General features: G+C 43.6%; 25 protein-coding genes. 10 read left to right on the forward strand and 15 right to left on the reverse strand.

Annotation, left to right across the window (positions count from 1 at the left end; genetic code table 11):
• Positions 1–16: 16 nt before the first annotated feature.
• Together BFW96_RS02820 and alsR are read right to left on the reverse strand one after the other, a co-directional pair.
• The gene (locus BFW96_RS02820; protein WP_069838576.1) at positions 17–1,345 is read right to left on the reverse strand and encodes an arsenic transporter; all 1,329 of its coding nucleotides are present in this window, start codon (positions 1,343–1,345) and stop codon (positions 17–19) included.
• Between the two features lie 210 nt (positions 1,346–1,555).
• Positions 1,556–2,464, reverse strand: a complete 909-nt coding sequence (gene alsR / locus BFW96_RS02825) for an acetoin biosynthesis transcriptional regulator AlsR (RefSeq protein ID WP_069838577.1) — start codon at positions 2,462–2,464, stop codon at positions 1,556–1,558.
• Positions 2,465–2,620: 156 nt separating this feature from the next.
• On the opposite strand from alsR, the gene alsS reads away from it, so the two are divergent.
• The 3 genes from alsS to BFW96_RS02840 all read left to right on the forward strand — a co-directional run bounded on the left by alsS (position 2,621) and on the right by BFW96_RS02840 (position 5,789).
• On the forward strand, positions 2,621–4,333 hold the full coding sequence (gene alsS, locus BFW96_RS02830; RefSeq protein WP_069838578.1) for an acetolactate synthase AlsS: 1,713 nt from the start codon (positions 2,621–2,623) through the stop codon (positions 4,331–4,333).
• Between the two features lie 61 nt (positions 4,334–4,394).
• Positions 4,395–5,162, forward strand: a complete 768-nt coding sequence (gene budA / locus BFW96_RS02835) for an acetolactate decarboxylase (protein WP_014665621.1) — start codon at positions 4,395–4,397, stop codon at positions 5,160–5,162.
• Between the two features lie 99 nt (positions 5,163–5,261).
• Positions 5,262–5,789, forward strand: a complete 528-nt coding sequence (locus BFW96_RS02840) for an NAD(P)H-dependent oxidoreductase (protein ID WP_069838579.1) — start codon at positions 5,262–5,264, stop codon at positions 5,787–5,789.
• A gap of 39 nt (positions 5,790–5,828) precedes the next feature.
• On the opposite strand, the gene BFW96_RS02845 is transcribed toward BFW96_RS02840, so the two are convergent.
• The 8 genes from BFW96_RS02845 to BFW96_RS02880 all read right to left on the reverse strand — a co-directional run bounded on the left by BFW96_RS02845 (position 5,829) and on the right by BFW96_RS02880 (position 12,551).
• Positions 5,829–6,125 (reverse strand): DUF3892 domain-containing protein, encoded by a 297-nt coding sequence (locus BFW96_RS02845; protein WP_069838580.1) that lies wholly within the window; start codon positions 6,123–6,125, stop codon positions 5,829–5,831.
• 155 nt (positions 6,126–6,280) lie between these two features.
• The gene (locus BFW96_RS02850) at positions 6,281–6,817 is read right to left on the reverse strand and encodes an SH3 domain-containing protein (RefSeq protein ID WP_014665617.1); all 537 of its coding nucleotides are present in this window, start codon (positions 6,815–6,817) and stop codon (positions 6,281–6,283) included.
• Positions 6,818–6,898: 81 nt separating this feature from the next.
• Complete coding sequence (gene rbsB, locus BFW96_RS02855; RefSeq protein WP_069838581.1) at positions 6,899–7,816, reverse strand: ribose ABC transporter substrate-binding protein RbsB; 918 nt, start codon at positions 7,814–7,816, stop codon at positions 6,899–6,901.
• Positions 7,817–7,828: 12 nt separating this feature from the next.
• A complete protein-coding gene (rbsC, locus tag BFW96_RS02860; protein ID WP_069838582.1) occupies positions 7,829–8,797 on the reverse strand; it encodes a ribose ABC transporter permease RbsC in 969 nt (322 codons plus the stop codon).
• A gap of 1 nt (position 8,798) precedes the next feature.
• A complete protein-coding gene (gene rbsA / locus BFW96_RS02865) occupies positions 8,799–10,280 on the reverse strand; it encodes a ribose ABC transporter ATP-binding protein RbsA (RefSeq protein ID WP_069838583.1) in 1,482 nt (493 codons plus the stop codon).
• A 15-nt stretch (positions 10,281–10,295) separates the two neighbouring features.
• The gene (rbsD, locus tag BFW96_RS02870) at positions 10,296–10,691 is read right to left on the reverse strand and encodes a D-ribose pyranase (RefSeq protein WP_069838584.1); all 396 of its coding nucleotides are present in this window, start codon (positions 10,689–10,691) and stop codon (positions 10,296–10,298) included.
• Positions 10,688–11,569, reverse strand: a complete 882-nt coding sequence (gene rbsK / locus BFW96_RS02875; protein ID WP_040081619.1) for a ribokinase — start codon at positions 11,567–11,569, stop codon at positions 10,688–10,690. Before rbsK ends, rbsD begins: the two co-directional genes overlap by 4 nt.
• Positions 11,562–12,551, reverse strand: coding sequence for a LacI family DNA-binding transcriptional regulator (locus BFW96_RS02880; protein ID WP_069838585.1), 990 nt, complete (start codon positions 12,549–12,551; stop codon positions 11,562–11,564). Before BFW96_RS02880 ends, rbsK begins: the two co-directional genes overlap by 8 nt.
• Positions 12,552–13,334: 783 nt before the next feature.
• Here BFW96_RS02880 and pgsB point away from each other — a divergent pair.
• From pgsB to pgdS, 5 genes are all read left to right on the forward strand, one after another.
• On the forward strand, positions 13,335–14,516 hold the full coding sequence (gene pgsB, locus BFW96_RS02885) for a poly-gamma-glutamate synthase PgsB (protein WP_003227883.1): 1,182 nt from the start codon (positions 13,335–13,337) through the stop codon (positions 14,514–14,516).
• A gap of 14 nt (positions 14,517–14,530) precedes the next feature.
• On the forward strand, positions 14,531–14,980 hold the full coding sequence (gene pgsC, locus BFW96_RS02890; protein ID WP_003227889.1) for a poly-gamma-glutamate biosynthesis protein PgsC: 450 nt from the start codon (positions 14,531–14,533) through the stop codon (positions 14,978–14,980).
• An 18-nt stretch (positions 14,981–14,998) separates the two neighbouring features.
• The gene (pgsA, locus tag BFW96_RS02895) at positions 14,999–16,141 is read left to right on the forward strand and encodes a capsular polyglutamate synthetase PgsA (RefSeq protein ID WP_069150442.1); all 1,143 of its coding nucleotides are present in this window, start codon (positions 14,999–15,001) and stop codon (positions 16,139–16,141) included.
• Between the two features lie 14 nt (positions 16,142–16,155).
• Positions 16,156–16,323: an extrachromosomal elements maintenance protein EdmS gene (gene edmS, locus BFW96_RS02900; RefSeq protein ID WP_014665607.1), complete on the forward strand. Its 168-nt coding sequence runs from the start codon at positions 16,156–16,158 to the stop codon at positions 16,321–16,323.
• A gap of 140 nt (positions 16,324–16,463) precedes the next feature.
• Complete coding sequence (gene pgdS / locus BFW96_RS02905; RefSeq protein ID WP_083252800.1) at positions 16,464–17,705, forward strand: gamma-DL-glutamyl hydrolase; 1,242 nt, start codon at positions 16,464–16,466, stop codon at positions 17,703–17,705.
• A 35-nt stretch (positions 17,706–17,740) separates the two neighbouring features.
• Here pgdS and ywtE read toward each other — a convergent pair whose 3' ends face one another.
• Positions 17,741–18,601, reverse strand: a complete 861-nt coding sequence (ywtE, locus tag BFW96_RS02910; protein WP_069838586.1) for a 5-amino-6-(5-phospho-D-ribitylamino)uracil phosphatase YwtE — start codon at positions 18,599–18,601, stop codon at positions 17,741–17,743.
• Between the two features lie 156 nt (positions 18,602–18,757).
• Positions 18,758–19,726, reverse strand: coding sequence for a polyisoprenyl-teichoic acid--peptidoglycan teichoic acid transferase TagT (gene tagT, locus BFW96_RS02915; protein ID WP_014665604.1), 969 nt, complete (start codon positions 19,724–19,726; stop codon positions 18,758–18,760).
• A gap of 332 nt (positions 19,727–20,058) precedes the next feature.
• Between tagT and BFW96_RS02920 the strand changes: the two genes are divergently transcribed.
• Positions 20,059–21,432: a sugar porter family MFS transporter gene (locus BFW96_RS02920; protein ID WP_040081624.1), complete on the forward strand. Its 1,374-nt coding sequence runs from the start codon at positions 20,059–20,061 to the stop codon at positions 21,430–21,432.
• Between the two features lie 35 nt (positions 21,433–21,467).
• Here BFW96_RS02920 and BFW96_RS02925 read toward each other — a convergent pair whose 3' ends face one another.
• The 3 genes from BFW96_RS02925 to gerBA are packed head-to-tail and all read right to left on the reverse strand — an operon-like array spanning position 21,468 to position 25,152.
• A complete protein-coding gene (locus BFW96_RS02925; RefSeq protein ID WP_069838587.1) occupies positions 21,468–22,592 on the reverse strand; it encodes a spore germination protein GerBC in 1,125 nt (374 codons plus the stop codon).
• Positions 22,589–23,695, reverse strand: a complete 1,107-nt coding sequence (gerBB, locus tag BFW96_RS02930) for a spore germination protein GerBB (protein ID WP_069838588.1) — start codon at positions 23,693–23,695, stop codon at positions 22,589–22,591. The genes BFW96_RS02925 and gerBB overlap by 4 nt, the downstream gene beginning before the upstream one ends.
• Positions 23,696–23,700: 5 nt before the next feature.
• Positions 23,701–25,152 (reverse strand): spore germination protein GerBA, encoded by a 1,452-nt coding sequence (gerBA, locus tag BFW96_RS02935; protein ID WP_069838589.1) that lies wholly within the window; start codon positions 25,150–25,152, stop codon positions 23,701–23,703.
• 264 nt (positions 25,153–25,416) lie between these two features.
• Between gerBA and manA the strand changes: the two genes are divergently transcribed.
• Entirely contained in the window at positions 25,417–26,367 is a 951-nt protein-coding gene (gene manA, locus BFW96_RS02945) for a mannose-6-phosphate isomerase, class I (protein ID WP_040081630.1), read from the forward strand.
• Positions 26,368–26,376: the final 9 nt, after the last annotated feature.

The raw sequence follows: 26,376 nt of genomic DNA on the forward strand, positions 1-26,376 counted from the left end.
TTTCATTCCATACTGGCTAAAGAAATAACCAACTGATCCAAACATATAAACATGCCAACGTAAAAAGAACAGTCAGCGGAATGATGATAATGGTCGTTTTGATATATTCGCCCCATGAAATACTTTCATCATGCTGTTTTAGTATATGCATCCAAATAAGCGTTGCTAAGGTTCCTATAGGCAATAATAATGAACCGATATCACTGCCGATAATATTTGCCAAGTAGATGATTTTTGTTGTTGAAGGATTCAGTGGCATTTCAGTTAAGGTAAAAGTACTGATCATTAAAGCTGGATGGTTGTTAAATAGATTAGAAAAGACTGAAGTAGAGATACCCGATGCGAAAGTTGCATGGGCGAGGCTTCCAGAAACCACTGGTTCAAAATAGCTCACAAGCAACTCAGTGAATCCGATATTATGCAGGCCATAAATTAAGACATACATAGTAAAAGCGAATATAAAAATGTGCCAAGGAGATTTGTATAACAAGTCTTTTGGGGAGGTTTTGAAATAAATCCATCTCCAGCCCAAAAGAATAACAGATCCGATGACAGCGACAAGAGGAACAGAAATACCGGTATATGATGCTGCAAATAAACTCAATCTGACGAGAAAAACAAATGCAAGCACAAACAGCATGATTTTTGTTTGATTTCGTTCTCGTAAAGGAGCTGACGGCGAATGAAGAGGATGGTACCTTCTATGCTGCAGAGACTGAAAATGGCCCGGTATATCTGGCAGGCTTTTGGGAAGACGTTTATAAAAGAACATAAACAGTAGACAAGTCATAAAAATGAGTCCCATCATACTAGGGACAAACATCATGGCGGTATGAAGATAAAGATCCATTCCAATGATTTTGAGAGAAATTAAATTCACAATATTACTTACGCCAATCGGTGCGCTAGAGGCTGTGGCTATTAAAACACCGCTTAATAAATATGGGGTTTTTTGATGTTTTTTTAAACCTAAATATTTTAGTACAAGCAAAAGGATTGGGGTTGTGATCAAAACGCTCCCATCATTATTTAGGAAAATGGTCATGAGAAAGCAGAGCAAATTGGTTAGCCAAAAAAGCTTGATGCCAGAACCCCTGGATTGTTGGAGCAGTTTTGCAGCCACCCAATAAAAGAAACCAAAGCTTTCCAGTGCAATGGCCATAATCATAGTGGCAAGGATTGTAACCGATGCACCCGTGACTTTTGTTCCTATTTCCCCTAAGTCTGCCAATGACACACTTCCGCACAATAAAACCATTAAAGCGCCTAATGTTGCAGGGATAGCTTCATTTAGTCCTTTTGGCCTCCAGTAAATAAAAATCAGTGTTGCAAAAAAAGCGAGCAATGTTAATATGCTGGTGAACTCAATAATTTACTTCACCTCTCTATCTTTCATTTTTAAAATCAGACGATTGTCATGCGCTTACTAATGTCCTTGCCAACTATTTGTACTGTATGTATACGTATACTGATATGAAGTTGTACTAAGCGATTATATTAAATTAATAAAAATTCCATAAGAATCCCAAAAGAAAAAAGAGATTGCAAGTATCGTTCATGTACCTGCATCACTCTCTTTAGTTCTTGTCTGTTGACAATTTGAAATATGAATAAAGTGCTTTAAAAGCGGATTATGATTGTCTTTGCGGTAAGCGATAACCCATTCTGCATTAAGCTGTATTTGGTCCATATTTCGATAAGTAACATCCAGATTAAATAATTTTTTGGCTGAGGAAGGAACAAATGTAATACCAATTCCAGCACTGACTAAACCAATCACCATTTGATATTCTGTAGCTTCCTGGACGATGTTGGGTTTGAAGCCCGCTTGCTCACAGAACTGAATAAAATCCATATATAGAGTAGGCCATGCTTCTTTAGCTACAGTAATAATTGGTTCATCTCTTAAATCCTCAATCGTAATTGATTCTTTAGAAGTCAATGGGTGCTGCTTAGGCAAAGCTAAAACACAAGGGCTGCTTTGGGCGGTTTCGATATGCAAAGCTGTATGCTGTAAGGGAGGATGAAGTATACCAATATCAATGTTGCCCTTTAGTAGCTCCTCCTGCTGCCTAGACGAGGATATTTCACGTAACTCTATTTTTACAGATGGGAATTTTTTGCGATATTCCCGGACAATCGGCGGCAGAAATTCATATGTAGCTGATCCGACAAAACCGATTACGAGATGGCCGTGCTCGCCTCGGGCCGTCCGCCGTGCCAATTCAATTCCTTGTCCGATTTGCATCAATGCCATGCGGCAATGATTTAAAAAGATTTCTCCTGCTGCGGTAAGCTCGACAAATCGTTTTGTCCTTTTCAGAAGCGTCACCCCGACTTCTTCCTCCAGCTGTTTGATCTGCTGGCTGAGAGGAGGCTGCGTCATGTTCAGCCGTCGGGCAGCCTTTCCGAAATGAAGCTCTTCGGCTACCGCGATAAAGTATTGAAGATGGCGAAGCTCCATTAAATATGCATTCCTTTCCATAGGTTAATAATTCGTATTACATATTAATCATAAGGCGAATCGATATTGGAGGTCAATTTCCAAAGAGTGTATAGTGAAACGTATCACAAGTCATTTAAAATTTTACGTTAAAATGCATAATAAGGAGTGAGGGTGTTGACAAAAGCAACAAAAGAACAAAAATCCCTTGTGAAAAACAGAGGGGCGGAGCTTGTTGTTGATTGCTTAGTGGAGCAAGGTGTCACACATGTATTTGGCATTCCGGGTGCAAAAATTGATGCGGTATTCGATGCTTTACAAGATAGAGGACCTGAAATTATCGTTGCCCGGCACGAACAAAATGCAGCATTTATGGCGCAAGCAGTCGGCCGTTTAACTGGAAAACCGGGAGTCGTGTTAGTCACATCAGGGCCGGGAGCATCTAACTTGGCAACAGGTTTGCTGACAGCGAACACTGAAGGAGACCCTGTCGTTGCGCTTGCTGGAAACGTGATCCGTTCAGATCGTTTAAAACGGACACATCAATCTTTAGATAATGCGGCGCTATTTCAGCCGATTACAAAATACAGTGTAGAGGTTCAAGATGTAAAAAATATACCGGAAGCTGTTACAAATGCATTTAGGATAGCGTCAGCAGGGCAGGCTGGGGCCGCTTTTGTGAGCTTTCCGCAAGATGTTGTGAATGAAGTCACAAATACGAAAAACGTGCGTGCTGTTGCAGCGCCAAAACTCGGTCCTGCAGCAGATGATGCAATCAGTGCGGCCATCGCAAAAATCCAAACAGCAAAACTTCCTGTCGTTTTAGTCGGCATGAAAGGCGGCAGACCGGAAGCGATTAAAGCGGTTCGCAAGCTTTTGAAAAAGGTTCAGCTTCCATTTGTTGAAACATATCAGGCTGCCGGTACCCTTTCAAGAGATTTAGAGGATCAGTACTTCGGCCGGATCGGTTTATTCCGCAACCAGCCTGGCGATTTGCTGCTTGAGCAGGCGGATGTCGTTCTGACTATCGGCTATGACCCAATTGAATATGATCCGAAATTCTGGAATGTCAATGGAGACCGGACAATTATCCATTTAGACGAGATTATTGCTGACATTGACCATGCTTACCAGCCGGAACTTGAATTGATTGGTGACATTCCGTCCACGATCAATCATATCGAACACGATGCTGTAAAAGTGGACTTTGCAGAACGTGAGCAGAAAATCCTTTCTGATTTAAAACAATATATGCATGAGGGTGAGCAGGTGCCTGCAGATTGGAAATCAGACAGAGTGCATCCTCTTGAAATCGTTAAAGAATTGCGTAATGCAGTCGATGATCATGTTACAGTGACCTGTGACATCGGTTCACACGCGATTTGGATGTCACGTTATTTCCGCAGCTACGAGCCGTTAACATTAATGATCAGTAATGGTATGCAGACACTCGGCGTTGCGCTTCCTTGGGCAATCGGCGCTTCATTGGTGAAACCGGGAGAAAAAGTGGTTTCTGTCTCTGGTGACGGCGGTTTCTTATTCTCAGCAATGGAGTTAGAGACAGCAGTTCGACTAAAAGCACCAATTGTACACATTGTATGGAACGACAGCACATATGACATGGTTGCATTCCAGCAATTGAAAAAATATAACCGTACATCTGCGGTCGATTTCGGAAATATCGATATCGTGAAATATGCGGAAAGCTTCGGGGCAACTGGCTTGCGCGTAGAATCACCAGACCAGCTGGCAGATGTTCTGCGTCAAGGCATGAACGCTGAAGGTCCTGTTATCATTGATGTCCCGGTTGACTATAGTGATAACATTAATTTAGCAAGTGACAAGCTTCCGAAAGAATTCGGGGAACTCATGAAAACGAAAGCTCTCTAGCACTCTGCGCATCACGACACTGTTTTATGAACAGCACTAATTAAAAGGAGTGAAGGGAAATATGAAACGCGAAAGCAACATTCAAGTGCTCCACCGCGGCCAAAAAGATCAGCCTGTGAGCCAGATTTATCAAGTATCAACAATGACTTCTCTATTAGACGGAGTATATGACGGGGATTTTGAACTGTCAGAGATTCCGAAATATGGGGACTTCGGTATCGGAACCTTTAACAAGCTTGACGGAGAGCTGATTGGGTTTGACGGGGAATTTTACCGTTTGCGCTCAGACGGAACCGCGACACCGGTCCAAAAAGGGGACCGTTCACCGTTCTGTTCATTTACGTTCTTTACACCGGACATGACGCACAAAATTGATGCGAAAATGACACGTGAAGAATTTGAAAAAGAGATCAACAGCATTCTGCCAAGCAAAAACTTATTTTACGCTATCCGCATTGACGGATTGTTTAAAAAGGTGCAGACAAGGACGGTAGAATTGCAAGAAAAACCTTACGTGCCAATGGTTGAAGCGGTCAAAACACAGCCGATCTTCAACTTCGACAACGTGAGAGGAACGATCGTAGGTTTCTTGACGCCAGCTTATGCAAACGGAATCGCCGTTTCTGGCTATCACCTGCACTTCATTGACGAAGGACGCAATTCAGGCGGACACGTTTTTGACTATGTGCTAGAGGATTGCACGGTTACGATTTCTCAAAAAATGAACATGAATCTCAGACTTCCGAACACAGCGGATTTCTTTAATGCGAATCTGGATAACCCTGATTTTGCGAAAGATATCGAAACAACTGAAGGAAGCCCTGAATAAAAGAAAAAAAGAAAGCCCCTTTTTGCAGGGCTTTCTTTTTATTTGGCTCTTTTCCTGATTTTAGATAAAATAACATCAAAACAGTAAGGGTGTGGTCTGATGAAAATATTGGTTTTGGCAGTTCATCCTCATATGGAGACCTCAGTTGTTAATAAGGCGTGGGCTGAAGAATTGAGCAAACATGACAATATCACAGTACGGGATCTTTATAAGGAATACCCGGACGAAGCGATAGATGTTGCGAAGGAACAGCAGTTGTGCGAGCAATACGATCGGATTGTCTTTCAATTCCCGCTATATTGGTACAGCTCTCCGCCGCTCTTGAAAAAATGGCAGGATCTTGTGCTGACTTACGGCTGGGCATTTGGTTCAGAAGGAAATGCTTTGCATGGCAAGGAGCTGATGCTGGCTGTGTCAACAGGAAGCGAAGCGGAAAAATATCAAGCCGGAGGCGCCAATCATTACTCGATCAGTGAGCTATTGAAACCATTTCAGGCCACGAGTAATCTGATCGGTATGAAGTATCTGCCTCCATATGTGTTCTATGGCGTGAATTATGCAACTGCAGAGGATATTTCTCTCAGTGCAAAACGATTAGCCGAATACATCCAGCAGCCTTTTGTTTAAAAGAAAGCCCTGCCCGACATACGGCAGGGCTGTTTGTGATTAAAAATCCGGCAGTTCAGACAGGTTATTTTCCTTCGTGCCGTCCGGTTCACTTCGCAAAATGTCACGCCCGTATTTATGAAAGATATCCACATGAGCGAGCTTTCCTGCTTTTGCTTCTGACAGCGCTGTAGGGTAATCGAGCTCTCTTCCTGTATTGGTTTTCACTGCGATAATATTGTCTTCCTCATTTCTTCTAACCGCAATAATTTCTTCTTTTCCAGATGGGACATTTTCCTGATCGGCAGTTGTTTGCCGGGCTTTATACGATTCGTATGCTGCTTCAAATTGATCCATATTTACACCTCCGCTTTTTAGCGTGAACAAAAATGTCGATGATCATGTAAGGTTTTGACACAGCGTACGACAATATTTCCTGAGAAATATCGTGGGAATGTGACAAATCCATTCATAATAAAAGGGATTCCGCACAAATACGGAATCCCTCTCAGTTATTTTGTCATGTGTAAATCCTGTGTTTTCATATAACCTGTCGCACCGCCGTAATCAACGAATACCCAATCAAAATCAAAACCGCCTTTATTCGTTTTACTCCAGCCTAAAAAAGAAACGCTTGTGTTTGCTGGGAGAGTCTTAATGCTCTTTCCGTCAGCGGATGTGTATACTTTCGTTTTTGTTTTGGTTTTTACTGTTGTTGCTGCTTTTACAATGTAATGAGTGGAGACAAAGCCTGTTTTTCCGTTTTTATAATGAACCTTTGCCCAGTCAGCATTTGAGAAGGAAATCAGCTTTAAGCTATCGCCTAAGTGCAGTGTATCGGCTTTCTGGCTTGATGCGGAAGCCTTCGTTCTGACATTTAGAGCCTCTGCTGACACCAAATAAGAATCAATCGGATAACTGTATAAATCGTCAATGCTTACAGTTGTTTCTGGCTGTTGAGCATGGATCGTGTCAGCGCCGCCTGCAGCAGCCGCAGTCATTCCAGCCGCAAGTGCTAAAGTTGAAAATATTTTTATTGGTTTGTTCATGTCGTTCCTCTCCTCACGTAAGAGAAATAATTCACTCTATATCCCTATTCACGTTATCGCAGGTTCCTAAACATCAGACAATTATTTTTGTGTTTCTAGTTTGAGAGGCGCGGATATTGTTTTTTGCACTTTTTTTCCGTGCAAAATATCATCTGCTGCTTCTGTAGCCAATTTACCGATTAATTCAGGCTGCTGAGCTACGGTGGCTGACAGCTTTCCGTCTTTAATGGAAGCGAGCGCATCTTTATTGCCGTCAAAACCGATCACCAATATGTCTTTCCCCGAACTGTTAATTGCCTCGAGAGCACCGAGCGCCATTTCATCGTTGTGAGCAAAAACAGCTTGGATATCAGGATGGCCCTGCAGCAGATTTTCCATGACTGTCAGGCCTTTGGTGCGGTCAAAGTCAGCTGATTGTTTTGTGACGACATTGAGCTTTTTGTCTGCGATGTGATGGAATCCTGAGCCGCGTTCCCGTGTGGCAGATGCGCCGGGGACGCCTTCAAGCTCTGCTACCTTTGCTCCTTTTCCAAGTTTGTCGGCAATAAACGCCGCGGCCATTTCACCGCCTTTTATATTATCGGAAGCAACGAGAGTTTCAACTTTTCCTTGTTCGGCGGATCGATCGATTGTGACGACGGGCACACCGACTGCGTTTGCAGATTCTACTGCCGTTGAGATCGCCGAAGAATCAGTTGGGTTGATTAATAATGCATCAACGCCTTGCTGAATTAAATCTTCCACGTCACTCGTCTGTTTCGATGAATCATTTTGTGCATCAACAATGATCACTTTCATTCCCCGTTTTTCAGCTTCTTTTTCGATGCCCTTTTTTAATGAGACAAAAAAAGGATTATTAAACGTTGAGACGGACAAGCCGATGGTGAATTCCTTTTTGTTCCCCGAGTTTGACGGCTTTGCCCATTGGGGAGGCTCAAGCGAACAGGCGGTTAACAAAAATAATGATAACGTTAAAATGACGGATACAGCCTTTTTCATGTGAAAACCCTCCTATGCTGACTTCTTGCGGTCTAACAATACCGCAATTAAGATGACAATCCCTTTGACAACCAGTTGATAAAATGATGAGACGCCAAGCAGATTAAGCCCGTTATTAAGTGTGCCGATGATCAGCACCCCGATTAACGTGCCGACAATGCGTCCGCGGCCGCCGGAAAGACTTGTCCCGCCTAAGACGACTGCCGCGATAGCATCCAGTTCGTACGATTCTCCGGCAGTCGGCTGGGCTGAATGCAGGCGGGAAGTCAATATGGCACCTGCAAGAGCGGATAAAAGTCCGGCTAAAGAATAGATCATCACTTTCACGCGTGTCACTTTGATGCCTGAAATGAGCGCGGCTTTTTCGTTGCCGCCGATAGCGTATGTTCGGCGGCCAAATGGTGTTTTATGAAGAAGCACCCAAAGGATGACAAAGGCAAGAACCATCGTAATTGCCGGTACAGGAATGCCTAAAAAGTAACCGCGTCCGAACATCTGAAAAGCGTAGTTTGTGCCAAGTCCGGTAATTGGATTTCCGTCAGTATACACAAGCGTCAGTCCGCGAAACACAGTCATAGTCGCAAGTGTGGCGATAAAGGGCGCCATTTTTCCTTTTGTGATCAATAATCCGTTGATCATGCCGAGCATGGCACCAATGATACAGCCAAGGATGATCGCGAGAACCGGATCAACACCGGATACAATCATTCCCGCAACTAAAGCGCTGGACAGAGCAAGAATAGCGCCGACAGAAAGATCAATGCCGCCTGTCAAAATCACAAACGTCATGCCGAACGCGATTAATCCGTTAATGGCGACCTGGCGAAGCAGGTTTAAAATATTCAGCGGTTCAAGAAAGCTGGGATTTAAAATAGATACAATGATTACGAGAATAAATAAACCAAGAAACGGGCCGAGTTTTTGCATGACTCCGTCGAAGTGAATCCGTTTTTGTTCTGTTTGCAGTTGTTCCGTTTTCATATTACCGCCCTCCCGTGGCAAGTGTCATAATTCGTTCTTGTGTTGCTTCTCGCGCATTGATTTCTCCGCTGATTCTTCCTTCATGGATCACGATAATCCGATCGCTCATTCCAAGGATTTCCGGCAGTTCTGATGACACCATGATGATAGCGACGCCGCGTTCGGTCAGCTCATTCATCAGCGTATAAATCTCTCGTTTGGCTCCAACATCCACACCTCTGGTTGGCTCATCCAAGATAAGCACTTTCGGTCCGATGCCGATCCACTTGGCTATCACCACTTTTTGCTGGTTTCCACCTGACAAATGGCGTGCGTGCGTTTCCGGTGATGCTGTTTTGATAGTCAGGCGTTTGATTAACAGATCGACAAATTCAGCCTCCCGCTTGTGATCAATGAGACCCTTTGGTGAAAAGCTGGACAGATTGGGCAGGGCAATATTCTCGCGAATCGAGGTGTCGAGCAGAAGCCCTTCATCCTTGCGGTTCTCTGTAATGAAGCCGAGTCCTTTTTTCACCGCTTCCTGCGGGTTCTTAATAGCTGTCTTTTTCCCAGCGATCCATATCTCGCCCGTGTCCAGCCTGTCAACGCCGAACAGCGCTCTCATTATTTCTGTCCGGCCGGCTCCCATTAATCCTGATACACCGACGATCTCACCGGAACGAACATAAAAGCTGACATCTTCAAAACGCCCTTTTACAGAGGCATTTTTCACCTCGAATACTTTGTCACCGAGAGAAGGAGTGCGTTTTGGATATCGTTCAGTCAGCTCCCGTCCGACCATTTTTTTGACGACGTCATCAAAATCAGTTTCTGAGATGTTTGTTGTATCCACCGTTTTTCCGTCACGCATGATGGTAATTCTGTCGCAAATCGCAAAAATTTCTTCCATGCGATGAGAAATATAGACAATGGAGACGCCGTTCTTTTTTAATGCTGTAATGACCTCAAAGAGCTTGCTGATTTCTCGTTCGGTCAAAGCAGCGGTCGGCTCATCCATAATGATCACTTCGGCATTTGTCATAAGCGCTTTTGCGATTTCAATCATTTGCTGCTGTCCAACAGAACATTCACCAGCTTCTTGATCGAGAGAAAGAGAGACAGAGAGTTTATCAAATTGCTCTTTTGCTAGCGCTTTCATTTTTCTTGTTTGTAAAACGCCCAGCTTGGAGGATATCTCCTTACCGATAAATAGATTCTCCAGAACAGTCATTTCCGGCCAGATATTCAATTCCTGATGGATAAAGGCTATCCCATGCTGTTCCGCTTCTTTTGGATTGGAAAAATACGTTTCATTTCCGTTTATGCTGATTTGGCCTTGATCCGATTTGTGCAGGCCTGTCAGAATGTTCATAAGCGTGGACTTGCCGGCGCCGTTTTCTCCCATTAACGCGTGAACCTCGCCAGGTAAGAGCTGAAAGGAAACGCCTGATAGCACCTGGTTTTTTCCGAATGCTTTATGAATGTCTTTCATTTCAATCTGCATGTTTCCTCCTCCTTTCTAGAAAAGCACACCCGACTGCAGGATGCAGTTGGCATATGGTGTGAATTCACCCGTTCTAATGATGGCTTTTGCTTCTTTTGTCAGCAGCTTAAACTCCTCGTGAGAAAGGTATTCAATCTTTTGTTTAGAGAAAAGATTTTCTAGAAATCTCGCATTCTCCTGATTAGATGCTTTTATTTCAGCTGCAGCAATGACTTTTTCGACGACCATCTCGTCAGCGAGCACTGCCGCTGTCTCTTGGAAAGCCGGGAGACCCGGCTTTAATGAAAGATCAATTTTCAAAACGCCGTCAGGAACCGGGAGTCCGGCATCCGCGATGACAATTTTATCAGTGTGGCCAAGGTCAGCTAAAAGCTTGGCAAGATGGCTGTTCAGTATACCGTGTTTTTTCATGACAGCAGCTCCTCTACTTCATTTCTTGTCGGCATTCCGCCTTGGGCACCGAAGGAACAGACAGAAAGGGAAGCGGCACGATTGGCAAACCGCAATGCAGCTTCAATGTCTTTTCCTTCAGCCAGAGCCACGGCAAACGCTGCGTTAAACGTATCACCGGCTCCGGTTGTATCAACGGGCTCAACAGGGAAGGACGGGATGAGCACCTCTTTGCTGCCAGCTGAATAGCGGACGCCTTGTTTTCCTTCCGTAATAAAGAGCTTTGCCGGATAAAGCGCCAGAGCTTCAGAAATGGTAAGCTCAGGGAATAAGAGCGAAGCCTCGTGTTCATTCGGCGTGAGATAGGTGGCGTGATCAATTGTTTCCTGCTTCAGCGGGCGGGCCGGTGCCGGGTTTAGCATGATCGGGATATCGTGGGAATGGCAGTATTTGCATACCTCATCAACCGTTTCCTCTGGAATTTCCTGCTGAATCAGAACCATATCGACCTTTTCAATCTGTTCAAGCGCATGTATCGCATACGCTGGAGTGATGTCATCGTTCGCGCCTTTGACAACGACAATGCTGTTATCACCTTCAGCAAGCACAATGTGGGCGGTTCCGCTTTCTTTGTGTGTAACCGGTTCCATATAGTCAATGCAAACACCGTTTGCTTTTAAGTTATTCAAAATAGCTGTTCCATAATGATCGTCTCCAACCTTCCCGACCATAAATACTTGAGCCCCAAGTCTTGCTGCGGCAACCGCCTGATTTGCTCCTTTGCCGCCCGGCACAGTTTGAAACGACGTGCCAAGAACCGTTTCACCGGCTTTTGGGCGTTTGTCCGAGGTGACCACTAAATCCATAGAACAACTTCCAATCACACAAATATTACGCATCATCATCTTCCTTTCTTGTCGTCTTTCTTCCTATATAGGTGACAGGCATTTGAATGGCCGTTTCTGCCAGCGGCTGTTTTTTGATGATACGCAAAAGCAGTCTGGCTGCTTCTTTCCCCATATCATATGATGGCTGTTTAATTGTAGACAGCGGCGGGAACAGCAGCTCGCTTTGCGGAATGTCATCATAGCCGATAATTTGAATGTCCTCCGGCACTTTTTTTCCGCGCCGCAATGCTTCATGTAAAACTGCAGCGGCTTGAATATCGTTACTCGCGATCACACCGTCTGTCGCTGGATAAGCGGCAAACAGCTTCTTCGCCATTGATTGTGCATCTTTAATAGAAAATGAAGCAGTTTCAATCACCTGAAAATCAACTTCAGCCTGCTGTAAAATTTCCAAAGCGCCGTTAAAGCGGTCTTGAGCGGTCGGCAGGTGAGCGGGGCCTCTCAAGAGCGTAATGCGTCGGCTTTTTCCGTGAATAATAGCTTCGGCGGCTAACTTTCCTCCTGTATAGCCATCACTGGACACAGAAGGGGCCCCTTCAAGTGTTCTGTCCAGAAAAACGACCGGATAATTCATGCCGCTGTATTCCTCAAGATCCGGGTAATTCGTTGCGGCAATAATGCCTGCAACATGGTTTTGCTTAAATGTTTGAAGGTACTCAAGTTCTTTTTTCAATTCCTCGTCACTGTTGCCGAAAATAAGGCGATAGCCCTCCTGGTTCAATTCATCCTCCGCACCGCGGGCAAGCTGGGGGAAGAAAGGGTTTGTGATATCCGGGAGCAAAAGTCCGACCAGCCGGGATTCTCTTTTATATAGAGATCTGGCGACTTCATTCGGGTAATAGTTCAGCTTCTCCATCGCCGCTATGACACGGGTTCGCGTTTCTTCGTGTACATAGCCGTTATCATTCAGGACGCGGGAAACCGTCGCAACTGAAACGCCCGCCGCTCCGGCGACATCTTTAATTGTAGCCAAAACAGCTCCTCCTCATTTATGTAACCGTTTACATAGATAGATTATCATGGGTGATCCGAAGTTGGCAATAAAAATATCAAAAGAAATCTATTTGTAAATTGTATATATAATTGAAAAATTTAAGGTTTTCACTCTTTTTTTGACAAAGTCTTCACAAATATGGATGAAGATTTCTTGAACAAATATTAAGTTTTATTAAAATTGTTTCAATGTCATGCGTTTAGACCTGTAAATGAAAAGAAACAGGAAAGACTATCAGCCCAGAAAATGTTTAATTATGTTAGAGAATTCGGACTCGTAAATTTAGCGTTTTCATCTTGGAACTCCTTAGTCATTTTGGAATGGGCCTCATATTGCTTATTCCATGCAGAAAGGATGACATTATGACCTTATCCTTAAGAAACAGGATCAAACTATTTTGTGTTCATAAGAACCGGAAACATGCATGAGAGCGGGAGAAGTTTGATAATACAGGCTGAAAAAAAGATTGATTTGAAATGCATATTAAATTTAAACAGCAGGGTGTGACTATACGTACAGAAGGATATCAGAAGCAAAATGAAAGCGCATTCCTTTTGATTTTTTAAAAAAGAGATAAGGTGTAAGTCCTGCTGTTTACCAAAAATAGAAAACAGTTTGTAGGTATAAAATCTCTTTCAAAAGAGAATTTTGGCATAGTCGATGAGGGGAGATTATGTTACATAATGCCGATTGAGAATTCATAGTGATTCTATATACTGATGAATGAATTTACAACAATATAGAAGGAGATGTCGAAAAGCAATGTGGTTACTCATTATAGCCTGTGCTGTCATACTGGTCATCGGAATATTAGAAAAACGACGACATCAGAAAAACATTGATGCCCTCCCTGTTCGGGTGAATATTAACGGCATCCGAGGAAAATCGACTGTGACAAGGCTGACAACCGGAATATTAATAGAAGCCGGTTACAAGACTGTTGGAAAAACAACAGGTACAGATGCAAGAATGATTTACTGGGACACACCGGAGGAAAAGCCGATTAAACGGAAACCACAGGGGCCGAATATCGGAGAGCAAAAAGAAGTCATGAGAGAAACTGTAGAAAGAGGGGCTAACGCGATTGTCAGTGAGTGCATGGCTGTTAACCCGGATTATCAAATCATCTTTCAGGAAGAACTTCTGCAGGCCAATATCGGCGTCATTGTTAACGTTTTAGAGGATCATATGGATGTCATGGGGCCGACGCTGGATGAAATTGCGGAAGCGTTTACCGCTACTATTCCTTATAATGGCCATCTTGTCATTACAGATAGTGAATATACCGAGTTCTTTAAACAAAAAGCAAAAGAACGAAACACAAAAGTCATCATTGCTGATAACTCAAAAATTACAGATGAATATTTACGTAAATTTGAATACATGGTATTCCCTGATAACGCTTCTCTGGCCTTGGGTGTGGCTCAAGCACTCGGCATTGATGAAGAAACAGCATTTAAGGGAATGCTGAATGCGCCGCCAGATCCGGGAGCAATGAGAATTCTTCCGTTGATCAGTCCGAGCGAGCCTGGGCACTTTGTTAATGGGTTTGCCGCAAACGACGCTTCTTCTACTTTGAATATATGGAAACGTGTAAAAGAAATCGGTTACCCGACCGATGATCCGATCATCATCATGAACTGCCGCGCAGACCGTGTCGATCGGACACAGCAATTCGCAAATGACGTATTGCCTTATATTGAAGCAAGTGAACTGATCTTAATCGGTGAAACAACAGAACCGATCGTAAAAGCCTATGAAGAAGGCAAAATTCCTGCAGACAAACTGCATGATCTAGAGTATAAGTCAACAGATGAAATTATGGAATTGTTAAAGAAAAGAATGCACAATCGTGTCATATATGGCGTCGGCAATATTCATGGTGCCGCAGAGCCTTTAATTGAAAAAATCCACGAATACAAGGTTAAGCAGCTCGTAAGCTAGGGGGAAATGCAGACATGTTCGGATCAGATTTATACATCGCACTTATTTTAGGTGTACTACTTAGTTTAATTTTCGCGGAAAAAACAGGGATCGTGCCGGCAGGACTGGTTGTACCGGGATATTTAGGACTTGTGTTTAATCAGCCGGTCTTTATTTTACTTGTTTTGCTAGTGAGCTTGCTCACGTATGTCATTGTGAAATACGGTTTATCCAAATTTATGATTTTGTACGGACGCAGAAAATTCGCTGCCATGCTGATAACAGGGATCGTACTGAAAATCGCATTTGATTTTCTATACCCGATTGTACCATTTGAAATCGCAGAATTTCGAGGAATCGGCATCATCGTGCCAGGTTTAATTGCCAATACCATTCAGAAACAAGGTTTAACGATTACGTTCGGAAGCACGCTGCTATTGAGCGGAGCGACCTTTGCTATCATGTTTGTTTACTACTTAATTTAATGTAAGGTGTGTCAAACGATGAAAAAAGAACTGAGCTTTCATGAAAAGCTGCTAAAGCTGACAAAACAGCAAAAAAAGAAAACCAATAAGCACGTATTTATTGCCATTCCGATCGTTTTTGTCCTCATGTTCGCTTTCATGTGGGCGGGAAAAGCAGAAACACCGAAGGTCAAAACATATTCTGACGACGTACTCTCCGCCTCATTTGTCGGCGATATTATGATGGGCCGCTATGTTGAAAAAGTAACGGAGCAAAAAGGGGCAGACAGTATTTTTCAATATGTTGAACCGATCTTTAAATCCTCGGATTATGTAGCAGGAAACTTTGAAAATCCGGTAACCTATCAAAAGAATTATAAACAAGCAGATAAAGAGATTCATCTGCAGACGAATAAGGAATCGGTGAAAGTATTGAAGGATATGAATTTCACGGTTCTTAACAGCGCAAACAACCACGCCATGGATTACGGCGTTCAGGGGATGAAAGATACACTTGGAGAATTTGCGAAGCAAAACCTTGATATCGTTGGAGCGGGGTACAGCTTAAGTGATGCGAAAAAGAAAATTTCGTACCAGAAAGTCAATGGGATAACGATTGCGACGCTTGGCTTTACCGATGTGTCCGGGAAAGGCTTCGCAGCTAAAAAGAATACACCTGGCGTGCTTCCCGCAGATCCTGAAATCTTCATCCCTATGATTTCAGAAGCGAAAAAATATGCGGACATCGTGGTTGTGCAGTCACACTGGGGCCAAGAGTATGACAATGATCCAAACGACCGCCAGCGCCAGCTTGCAAGAGCCATGTCCGATGCGGGAGCTGACATCATCGTCGGCCATCACCCGCACGTCTTAGAGCCGATTGAAGTATATAACGGAACTGTTATTTTCTACAGCCTCGGAAACTTTGTCTTTGACCAGGGCTGGACGAGAACGAGAGACAGTGCACTGGTTCAGTATCACCTGAAGAAAAATGGAACAGGCCGCTTTGAAGTGACACCGATCGATATCCATGAAGCGACACCTGCACCTGTGAAAAAAGACAGCCTTAAACAGAAAACAATTATTCGCGAACTGACGAAAGACTCTAATTTCGCTTGGAAAGTAGAAGACGGAAAACTGACGTTTGATGTTGATCATAGTGACAAACTAAAATCTAAATAATCGGAGTGATAAAGATGAAATTTGTCAAAGCCATCTGGCCGTTTGTTGCCGTAGCCATCGTGTTCATGTTTATGTCAGCTTTTAAATTCAATGATCAGCTGACAGATCAGGAAAAACAGAAGATTGATACGGAGATGCATAAAATCCAACAGCAGGAAGAAACGGCAAGCACCAATAAATAATTCAAAGAAGAGAGTGTCTGATGAGACACTCTCTTTTTATTTACCCAGCATATTCATTCTGTAAAAATTTCAAAATGTTGCTTAACATATTCAAAAAAATACCGATGTTAAAACTGCAAAAAGAGGAGGAGATACGAAAAGTGAACTCACTAGCAAACTGGAAGAAGTTTTTGCTTGTGGCGGTTATCATTTGTTTTTTGGTTCCCATTATGACAAAAGCGGAGATTGCGGAGGCTGATACATCATCTGAATTGATCATCAGCGAAGCAAAAAGCCTGCTTGGTTATCAGTATAAATACGGCGGTGAATCGCCGAAGGAGGGCTTCGACCCTTCAGGATTGATACAATATGTTTTCAGTAAGGCTGATATTCATCTGCCGAGATCTGTAAACGACCAGTATAAAATCGGAACAGCTGTAAAACCGGAAGACCTAAAGCCGGGTGATATTTTGTTTTTCAAGAAAGAGGGAAGCAGCGGCACTATTCCGACACACGACGCTCTCTATATCGGAGACGGCCAAATGATTCACAGTACACAGTCAAAAGGGGTTATCATCACCAATTACAAAAAAAGCAGCTATTGGAGCGGGTCTTATATCGGGGCGAGACGAATTGCTGCCGATCCGGCAACGGCTGATGTTCCTGTCGTTCAGGAGGCTGAAAAATATATCGGCATTCCATATGTGTTTGGCGGCAGCACACCGTCAGAGGGCTTTGATTGCTCGGGGCTTGTGCAATATGTGTTTCAACAGGCACTCGGCATTTATCTGCCGCGATCAGCCGAGCAGCAGTGGGCAGTGGGCGAGAAGGTAGCCTCTCAGAACATAAAGCCCGGTGATGTCGTCTATTTCAGCAATACGTATAAAACAGGAATTTCACATGCAGGCATTTATGCGGGCGCGGGCAGGTTTATCCAGGCAAGCCGATCAGAAAAAGTAACCATTTCCTATTTATCAGAGGATTACTGGAAATCGAAGATGACGGGTATTCGCCGATTTGACAATCTGACAATCCCGAAAGAAAATCCGATTGTATCCGAAGCTACGCTTTATGTCGGAGAAGTGCCTTATAAACAGGGCGGAGTGTCTCCAGAGACAGGATTTGATACAGCTGGATTTGTCCAGTATGTATGCGAGAAAGCAGCCGGTATTTCCCTGCCTCGATACGCAACAAGCCAGTACACAGCCGGCACTAAGATTGAGAAGGCGGACCTGAAGCCGGGAGACATTGTGTTCTTTCAATCAACAAGCTTAAATCCCTCCATCTATATCGGAAACGGACAAGTTGTTCATGTCACATTATCAAACGGCGTGACCATCACCAATATGAATACGAGCACGTATTGGAAGGATAAATACGCAGGAAGTATACGGATGCAATAAAAGACAAAGACTCCAGAATCTCTGGAGTCTTTTCTTTATGCATATTGGCCGGAAAGCAGCTGGTCTATAAAGTAGGCCACACCATTTTCGTCATTGCTTTTTGTGACAAAGGTGCTTTTTTCTTTTAATTCATCAATCGCATTTTCCATGGCGATACGGTGTCCGGCGACTTCAAACATGGACAAATCGTTCGGACTGTCGCCGATCGCATAGATATCCTGTGTTTCAATTCCGTATATGTCAGCCAGCTTTGTTAACGCGCGTCCTTTTCCTGAAGAGGCCGGCAGGATTTCGATAATATGTTTTCCGGAAGAGGTTTGCGCCAGTTTTTTATGATGCTTCAACTCTTCCTTCGCTTGTTTCAGCTTGTCCATATCAAAGGAGAAGCAAAGAAGCTTATAAATGTTTTCACCGCCCTCAAAAACAGATTCGATATGAGGGATTGGTTTAATGCCAAACTGCTTGAATTGAGTCATGGCTCCTTGCCACAATTCATCTGTCAGCTCGTTTGGATTTGCGCTCTTTAGAATGTCTAGCTCCGCGTGCAGCTTAGCTTCGCCGTCAAAAGGAGAAAGCAGATGGTCATCTGTATATACCTCAAAGTAAATGTTTTTTGACAGTAAGTAATCAGCAATCGCTTTGCCGGCTTCCTGATCCATTAATGTCCGGCTGATCAAACGGTAACCCGTGTCGTGGATCGTGCCGCCATTAGCCGCAATGATAGGGATGTCCAAGTCATCCAGCAGCGCTTTTACATCAAATGTTGCTCTTCCCGTGCAAATGGTGACGAGGATGCCGGCATCGACGGCCCGCTTGATCGCCGCTCTGTTTTCCGCAGAAATGACGCTTTCTTTATTCAACAATGTTCCATCTAAATCAATCGCAATACATTTCATATGTAGGGGGAACCTCCTTAAAAATGAAGCTGCTTCGTGTAGTATGTTCAGCTTGTCTGCGAAACATAATCCATATAAACCAAGGCTAAACGTTACTTTGAAAATTTTCAACAAGGAAATATGTAAAACGGGATGGCGTAATCGCCATCCCGTTCATTATACACCTAAATCATTTTGCAGCTCTTTTTTAACTTCCTGCAGCTTTTGCTGATCCAATTTGAAATAATAAACGCCGGCAGGTTCGTAATCATAACCCGTCAGCTGAATAGACTCAACTGATTTCAATGAAGTGATGAACGGGAACAGGCCGATAGCATCTTTAAGAGATAAGTTCATTTTCAAATTTTGCCCCATCGTATCGACAATATCATCATAAGCTGGTATTGAGCTCAATGATTTTGATTTATCTATAATAGCGCTCAGCACTTCCATTTGCCTTTGCCCGCGTAAAAGGTCACTGTCCGCTTTACGTGTTCTTACGTAAGCGAGCGCTTCTTCCCCATCAAGCGTATGTGTTCCTTTTTGAAGAACGACTTTACCTTTTGTATCTTTTTTGATTTGCTGAATGACCTTATCGCTTTTTACTGTTACTTTGACGCCATTTAACTCGTTTACGACGTCTTCAAAAGCCGTGAAATTGCTTTCTACGACATAATCCACGGGAATATCCAGCATCTCTTCAACTGTTTTCACAGTCAGATCAACGCCGCCGTAGGCGTGAGCATGTGTGAATTTATCATACCCGTGGCCTGGGATGTTTACATAGGCATCACGAGGAATGCTCAGCATTTTAGCTGTTTTTTCTTTCCGATTAAATGTAACCAGCACATTCGCGTCACTTCTTGCCTGATCGACGGTCTCGCCGTTTTTCTCTCTGGCATCAATCCCTAAGAGCAATACAGAAAAAGAATCCTTTCCAGGATCAAATTCTTTAATCCGTTTTACTGATTGTTCTCCGCGTGCTAGGCTGACGTGCGCTTCTTTAGAAGCATTGTTCAGCTTTACAAAAGCATAGGCGCCGACAGAGCCTGCCGCAATGACTAAGAAAGCCATTAAACCGACAACGACTTTCACCCATTTTCTCAGTTTTCTCTTTTTCTTTCTGCGCTGTGATCGTTCTTCCATATATCAATACCTCACGTTTCTTTAATATTTGAAGCGTACCATTCATTTTGCCATGGGGCAACTCCTCGAAAGACATTTTCCGATAAATATTCCTATATTTATAATTTCTTGTTTTTGAAAATTGATAACGATGATGTGCTGAATCACCTTATATTGGACGCTGCAACAGGTAAAATGTTTCGGTGACATTGAAAAAAATACAAGTAAATGATTGGAAAACTCATGATCAACAAAATAAAAAGGTTTAATGACCGGAAAAAGAGGCTAAAAGATTTCTAAAAAAATCCCACAGACAATGTCATTGCAGCTGATGGAGAAAGGGAGTCATTTTTATGAAAAAGCAGTCAAATATATGGCTTTATTTTTTCGGAGCTCTTGGAGGCGCGTTATATGGCTATGATACCGGAGTGATTTCCGGAGCTATTTTATTTATGAAAAAGGAGTTAGGATTGAATGCGTTTACAGAAGGTCTTGTTGTCAGCTCCTTACTGGTTGGGGCGATACTAGGCTCGGGAGCGGCCGGCAAGCTGACTGACCGTTTCGGAAGAAAAAAAGCAATTATGGCGGCTGCGCTGTTGTTTTGTATAGGCGGTCTTGGTGTGGCACTGGCCCCAAATACAGGAGTCATGGTGCTGTTTCGCATCATTTTGGGACTTGCAGTCGGAACATCGACAACAATCGTGCCGCTTTATTTATCTGAACTGGCGCCAAAGCATAAGCGCGGGGCGCTGTCATCACTGAATCAGCTGATGATCACGGTCGGCATCCTTCTTTCTTATATTGTCAATTACATATTTGCCGATGCTGAAGCGTGGCGCTGGATGCTTGGATTGGCTGCTGTGCCGTCACTGCTCCTGCTCATTGGCATTTTATTTATGCCGGAGAGCCCGCGGTGGCTGTTCACGAATGGCGAAGAAAACAAAGCGAAGAAAATTCTTGAAAAGTTGCGTGGCACAACAGATATTGATCAGGAAATACATGATATAAAAGAAGCGGAAAAGCAGGATGAAGGCGGCCTGAAGGAGCTGTTCGATCCATGGGTGCGCCCAGCCCTGATTGCCGGTTTGGGATTGGCATTTTTGCAGCAATTTATCGGAACGAATACGATCATCTACTATGCGCCAAAAACCTTTACAAACGTCGGATTCGGAAACTCCGCTTCAATTTTAGGAACGGTCGGAATCGGCACAGTCAATGTTCTCATGACATTAGTAGCGATTAAAGTCATCGACAAGATCGGAAGAAAGCCGTTATTGCTATTCGGGAATGCGGGGATGGTGATCAGCTTGATCGTTCTCGCTTTAGTAAATCTCTTTTTCGGTGACACTCCGGCTGCCTCATGGACGACCGTCATTTGTTTAGGTGTGTTTATCGTTGTCTTTGCGGTCAGCTGGGGGCCGGTTGTCTGGGTGATGCTTCCTGAATTGTTCCCGCTTCACGTCAGAGGAATCGGGACGGGTGTTTCGACCTTAATGCTGCACGTTGGGACACTCATTGTTTCACTAACCTATCCAATGTTAATGGAAGCGATCGGAATCAGTTATTTATTCCTGATTTATGCCGCAATCGGTATCATGGCCTTCTTATTTGTCCGATTTAAAGTGACAGAGACAAAGGGAAAAAGCCTTGAAGAAATTGAGCAGGATTTACGGGACAAAAACGGACAAGGAGGACAGGCCGGAAAACAGCAAACTGTCGGAACATAAAAAAGGTGCGCGATCATGCGCACCTTTTTGATTGCTCACTTTCCCACCGAGCCAAAATTAATGATTTTAAAAGAAATATTGTACCTAAAATCAGTCTCAGTAAATATCTCATCCCAATGCCCTTTTACTTTATTCCAGTAGTCAGGATATTGAATCCTTATATGGTCTGAGAAAAAGACTGGATCGGTTTTATACTCGTGCTGCAGTTTTTCCATCACCTGCTTTACATCTCGTTCAAGCTTTTTCTCAAAAATGTTTTCCAGCCTGTGCAAATAACTTTTGCTGAAGGAGTTTTCATTCGGATTTTGGTCTTCTGTCAGGATGCCCTTCGTTTTAACAGTAATCTGAAAGACAGGCTTTCCGTTTTCAATGACCGGCTTAATTTTCGTTTTCGACTTTTTGATTTCAAACGTAATCGGATGTCCTTTATCTGTCGTCGGCATGACACCGCCTTGGATCGTCCCCATGACCCATGTCAGTGTCTGGGTTTCATCAGCTGAAAGAAATCCAACGAGTTTATTGCTGCCTCTTTTGATAATGCCTGCTCCGTCATACTTGGCTTTTCCCTTTTCGTTTTTCACGGCTTGAATAAGATAACTGTACCCGTTCTGAGAGTAGACAGAAGCTCTTCCGATGCGCAGCGGTATCATAATCTTACCGTTATATCCGCTGTGAGTTGTCAAATCAATCAGTTTTTCTGAGGGCATTGGCTGCTGCTGATTGGTTTTTCCTTTTGTAAAGATATCAGCCGCCTTCCCTCTGGCTGCCATCAAATAGCTGCTTCGCCGCAGCTCATCATCCCGGATAAAGTGGTTGAAGACTTGGTCAACATTTTGATTCCTCATCAGTTTTTCTCCCAGAAGAATCACTTTTAAATGATCGCTGTAAACAGGAGGGTCCTTGATGGCTACATCACTGACTGCTTCCAGGATCGTCTTCCCGTGGGACGTCACATTAACGAATTCGGGTTTTCCGGATGATTGGCTATCTTCGCTTTGGGGAAGCAGGTTTTGATACGTCAGTTTGTACTGGTGATCATCTGTCTCATCGATTGCCAGCCCTCTGGCAAAGGATAGTTTCTCGATATTTTTGACATCCCAGCACCCGCAGAGGACCAGCAGCATAAAAAACATGACTGCGAGCTTTGTTGCTGTTTTCATTGCAGCTGACCCCTCCCTAATTTTTTCTGTATCCAGCTTAAAAACCAGACGAAGAATGGAATTGTAATCACAATTAAGAAAGCATATCCAAGAAGTGTCCCGTAATAAAACACGTCATTCAAGTCCTTGGGATACATCGTTATGAAAAACGTCGCAGCCAGCATTGCAGTCAGCAGCCATGCATTGTTTTTATTTTTCAGATGAAAGATTTCCGTTAACCCGATATGGGCGCCTTTGAAGGATCCGAGCATACAGGCAAATTGCTGGGCTGTCCAAGTCAGCTGTAAGAACAAATCAAATCGTTCAATAAAAATACCCGGAACCTCTAATGCGTGAATAAGGGAAATGGTTGGCCATGTCACCGTTTTTGCCTCAGCCACAGTCATACAGCCAATCACAATGAGCAAAGTAATACTGTAGAACACTGTGGAAATCGCGATGCCCAGAGCAACAGCCTTTTTCACTTGCTTCGGATCTCTCATAAAAGGGACCAGGTAAAAAATGATTTCAAATCCTGAGAAATATAATAGTGTTTTTGGGAATAAAGAGAAAAAGCTTTGATAGCCTCCTTCAAAAACCGGCCGGATAAAATCAAGCTGGAACAAGCGAAAGCTGAACATCAGAAGCATCATAAAAATAATAAGGGTAATGGGAAAAATATAAGCGTATACCTTTGCAATTGGATAAACGCCTCCGCCCACATGATAGATGGCAACTGCAAGAAATAGAAACACCACAACTGCCATTGGCGTATTTTTCAACAAAAAGAAACCGACAACCTCCCCTAAAATCCGTGCTTGAAAGCCGACAACCCCAATGAAATAAAGACAGATATACAAATTCAATAGAAGGCCGATGAATTTTCCAGCCACAATGTTGTTGAGCTTAAAAAGGGTTTTTTCGCTGTTTTTTTGAAGAAAAGGCAAAAAAAGCAGAACGATGATAATAAAAATAACGCCCTGCAGCAGTATCATAAGCCATCCGCTCGGGCTATCGGTTTCGGCGGCTGAGCGGGGAAGGGTTAGCACCCCGGCACCGATCAATGTGCTGCTGATCATAATGAGCGTCTGCATAAATGTCAGTTTATGCTCTGATTTCCTCATAGCCATCACCTTTGTCTGATGTTATCTTCGGGATCGTTTCGTGTCGGTCTTCTTTTTAAAAACATCGTGGGAATACGGATGACCGTGTCTTTCAAATCCTGTCCAGGCTGCGCCATGATCGGGATAATGTAATCCTCGCCAAAGCTTTTCAGGCGCATTAAGTGACCGATTACAAACAGAAAGACCATAATGACGCCATACATGCCAAGTACTGCTGCGCTGATCATTGCAGCTATGCGTATCAGCCGCAGCGGAAAGTTATAAGCGTATGAAGGGACGGTAAAGGATGCCAGTGCAGTGACAGAAACGACAATGACCATAAGCGCACTGACGATTTGCGCCTGAACAGCTGCCTGCCCAATGACAACGCCGCCGATAAGGCCAATCGTCTGTCCAATCGGTTTAGGAAGCCTTAATCCGGCTTCTCGAATCAATTCGATCGTAAAGATCATGATAAAGGCCTCTACAAAAGGCGGGAATGGTACGTTAAGCCTGCTGCCTGCAATGGAAATGGCCATTCTAGTCGGCAATAGCCCGGTGTGAAAAGAAACGAGAGAAATATACAGGCCGGGCAAATAAATGGTGATCAGAACGCTGGAATAACGAAGAAGGCGTACAACTGACATTGGAAGCCAGCGCTGACTGTAATCATCGGGAGAATGAATAAATTCGTCAACCGTAGCCGGCACAATCAAAGCAAACGGCGTACCATCCACTAATATGGACACTCGTCCTTCTAACAGTGCAGCCTCTACACGATCTGGCCGTTCTGTGCTTAAAATCGTAGGGAAAATTGAAAATGGTTCATCTTCAATCAGCTGTTCAAGCGTCCCCGATTCTGGCAAATCATCTATATTGACTGATTTCAGCCTTTTAAACACTTCCTTGATGACATAATCTGGGGCGATATCTTGAATATAAGCGACAGCGACTTTCTTTTTCGTCCTTTTTCCGAGAGTCATTTCCTTGATGATAAGGTTAGGGTCACTCGTCCTTTCCCGCAAAAGCGCCGTGTTTGTCCGCAGGTTTTCAATAAACCCTACTTTAGGACCGCGTTCCACAACTTCGGATGAAGGTTCTTCAAGACTGCGTGTTTGAACTGACTTTGTGTCAAAAGCTAATCCTCCGCGATAGCCATCAGCTAGCAAAATGGCTTGCCCTGTAAAAACGAGCTGCTCTATTTCTTTCATTGTTGAAACAACGCTATGATGAAAGCCGAAAAAAAAGGCAGATAAGTCTTCAATCGAGCATTCCTTATGGGCTAAAGCCTCTTTTTGTAAAGGAGAAATGACATATTGCGCCAGCATTTTATTCTCTGTCAGACCGTCAATATACAGTAAACACGCCTTCCGTCTGCTATCTCCGAAAGCAAATGTATAAAACATCATATCGTCGTTTTGTCCCAATGTTTTTTTCAGTGTGTCTAAATTGTTCTGGAGATCAGAGTCGATTTGCATAGTTTCTCTCCTTCATAAACAGATTGACGGTTTTTATTAATTTGTATCAAAAAAGGAGAATTATTCTTCTCGAGGAAAAGGCTGAAACAAAGCTTCTTTTCAACGTGATATAATAGAAAGGAAGCGTTTTCTTTGAAGGGGTCATGAAAAGATGATGCTTTGTACATATGTTGTCATCTGAAAAAAGCAGCTTATACGGGCGTTTGTAAGAGGGGCGCACCGGGAAAATGATGATCAGTTATTTACAGGGGAGGGGTACGGATCATGACGCAATCACCAATTTTTCTAACGCCTGTGTGTAAAGAAAAAATCTGGGGCGGAACCGCTTTACGAGATAGATTTGGATACGGTATTCCTTCAGAATCAACGGGGGAATGCTGGGCCATTTCCGCTCATCCAAAAGGACCGAGCACTGTTGCGAATGGCCCGTATAAAGGAAAGACATTGATCGAGCTTTGGGAAGAGCACCGTGAACTATTCGGCGGCGTAGAGGGGGACCGGTTTCCGCTTCTGACAAAGCTGCTGGATGTGAAGGAAGATACGTCAATTAAAGTTCACCCTGATGATTACTATGCCGGAGAATACGAAGAGGGAGAACTCGGCAAGACGGAATGCTGGTACATTATCGACTGTAAGGAAAACGCGGAAATCATTTACGGTCATACGGCCCGCTCAAAAACCGAACTTGTCACAATGATCAACAGTGGTGACTGGGAGGGCCTGCTGCGAAGGATCAAAATTAAACCGGGTGATTTTTATTATGTGCCAAGTGGAACGCTGCACGCATTGTGCAAGGGGGCACTAGTTTTAGAGACTCAGCAAAATTCAGATGCCACATACCGGGTGTACGATTATGACCGTCTTGATAGCAACGGGAATCCGAGAGAGCTTCATTTTGCCAAAGCGGTCAATGCCGCCACAGTTCCCCATGTGGATGGGTATATAGATGAATCGACCGAATCAAGAAAAGGAATAACCATTAAAACGTTTGTTCAAGGGGAATATTTTTCGGTATATAAATGGGACATCAATGGCGAAGCTGAAATGGCTCAGGATGAATCCTTTCTGATTTGCAGCGTGACAGAAGGAAGCGGTTTGCTGATGTATGAGGGCGAAACATGTCCGCTCAAAAAAGGCGATCACTTTATTTTGCCGGCTCAAATGCCCGATTTTACGATGAAAGGAACTTGTACGCTTATCGTATCTCATATTTAAACTTAATCT

The organism is Bacillus sp. F56, from assembly GCF_001748205.1.
Lineage (GTDB): Bacteria > Bacillota > Bacilli > Bacillales > Bacillaceae > Bacillus > Bacillus stercoris.